The following is a 2,416-nucleotide window of genomic DNA, read 5'->3' on the forward strand; positions in this document are numbered from 1 at the left end:
GCGGTGCTGGCAACGATACCCTCGTTACTGGCGACGGCAATGACCTGGCCGACGGCGGCGACGGCGACGACAGCGTTAGCGGCGGCGGCAACGGCGACGATACGCTGATGGGCGGCGAGGGCAACGATACCCTGATGGGCGGTACTGGCAACCATACCTGTGTCGGCGGTGCTGGAGATGACGTTTATGTCGTGAGTAACAGTACCTCTGGGGCAAAAGCAGTCATCACTGACTACACAGACGGCAGCGACAAATTTCTGCTGTTTGGCGACTTGAACTTTAGCAGCTTGACCTTTATACAAGTCGGTGGCGATACCGAAATTCGGGTCAATAACTTTGCCTTGGCGCTATTGTTGAATGTCAACGCAACGCTGATCACTGCTGGCGACTTTTTGGGAGTTAATCCTGAAACTCCAACTCAAACTCCAACTCCAACTCCAACTCCAACTCCAAGTCAAACTCTCACTCCGATTTTTAACCCTCCGCGAGTGGAAGCTAATAATAGCTTGACTGCTGGTTCCAGCGGCGGCGAGCAAACTATTACTTCTGAGTTGTTGCGGTTTGTCGATGACGAGCAAGGTCCTGGCGGCACAGTCTTCAAGTTAACCGAGCTGCCCGATGCTACAACGGGCCAAGTATTGTTTAATGGAGTCGCCGTAACACAAGTCGGTTTTACCTTCACTCAAGCAGACATTAACGCAGGCTTGGTAAAATTCAAAGCGGTAGTAGGTTTTATCGGTGCGCTGAGTTTTGGTTTTGAAGTTAGCAACGGCAAACGAACTCTCACCGGCCAGCGTTTTAGCTTGAACATCGAGCAAAATGTCTTTAAGTTTGGTGGCACTACAGCACCTCAAGTTATTGTCGGTTCTGCGACGCTGGATAACGATATCGAAGGCAGCGATGGTGACGATAACATTACCGCCGGCAAAGCCAAAGACAAAATCATCGGTGGCAAAGGCAAGGACACAATTAAAGGTGGCGATGGCGATGACGATATCGACGGTGGAGATGATGATGACGATATCGAAGTCGGCCTAGGCAAAAACAAAATAAAAGGAGGCTTCGGCAACGACAAAATTAAAGCCGGCGATGATGATGACGATATCGACGGTGGAGATGATGATGATGATATCGACGGCGGTAAAGGCAAAAACACACTAAAAGGAGGCTTGGGCAAGGACAAAGTTAAAGGCGGCGATGATGATGACGATATCGACGGCGGTGATGACGATGACGATATCGACGGCGGTAAAGGCAAAAACACACTAAAAGGAGGCTTGGGCAAGGACAAAGTTAAAGGCGGCGATGATGATGACGATATCGACGGCGGTGATGACGATGACGATATCGACGGCGGTAAAGGCAAAAACACACTAAAAGGAGGCTTGGGCAAGGACAAAGTTAAAGGTGGCGATGATGATGACGATATCGACGGCGGCGATGACGATGACGATATCCAAGCTGGCATGGGCAATGACACCGTAATAGGCGGTGCTGGGAATGACACCTTAACTGGAAATGAGGGCGATGACGCTATCGAAGGTGGCATAGGAAGCAATACTCTAATTGGGGGTAGTGGAAAGGATCGCTTTATTTACCTCACTTCCCGCCAAGAGATTCAAACAGTTGCAGAAGCTGACTTTATTACTGACTTTAATGTCGATGACGATGTTTTAGAGCTTTCTACGGCAGCTTTTGCTAATCTCAGTGTTTCTAGCTTGACCCGACTGGAGATTACTGCTACTTCTACTGTGGGGTCGATCGGCAGCGCTAACTTGCTCGATTTCAGCCTGGATACCACTGTTACCAGCATCGCGTCTTTGCAAGCGCGGTTTGTAGCTTTGGGTGGCAACTTAGACGCGCCTACTTTCTGTCAGTTTACAGATGCCGAGACCGGCCGTGCTGTACTGGTATTTGCTGTTGGGGCGCGCTTTGAAGTTCTCACGAGTTTCTCGGCAAGCATTCGCCTGCAAGTCAGTAACTTTGTCTTCAGCGGCACGCCACTAAATATTCCTGTCGGTACTGCTGGTGCTGACAATGTGAATTTGGGCACTTATCCGGCTGCAGTTAATTTCGATGGTTTAGCAGGCGATGACAACATTGTCGGCAGCAATTTTAACGATACCATCCTTGGCGGCGACGGCAACGATACCATCACCGGCGGTCTTGGTTTGGATGTCATAAGCGGCGGCAGTGGTGCGGATCTGTTTGTTTACAGGACAACGAAAGAAGGCGGCGATAAAATTTCTGACTTTAAGTCAGGAACTGATAAATTCGAGTTTAGCGCGAGCGCTTTCGGCAATTTGACTACGACTAACTTTGACGGTGTTAGCGGTTCAAATCCTGACATTACTGGCAAAGAGTTAGTGATTTTCACAGGCGGCAGTTATGCTTCTTTGGAAGATGCACAAGCTAA

Annotated in this window: 1 protein-coding gene; it reads left to right on the forward strand. The window is 49.5% G+C overall.

Features of this window, described 5'->3' with window-relative positions; genetic code table 11:
* A partial coding sequence (locus tag QUA50_RS15140; RefSeq protein ID WP_333433656.1) for a cadherin-like domain-containing protein occupies window positions 1-2,416 on the forward strand: 2,416 nt, incomplete at both ends.

Source organism: Microcoleus sp. M2_D5, from assembly GCF_036701935.1.
Classification (GTDB): domain Bacteria; phylum Cyanobacteriota; class Cyanobacteriia; order Cyanobacteriales; family Microcoleaceae; genus Microcoleus.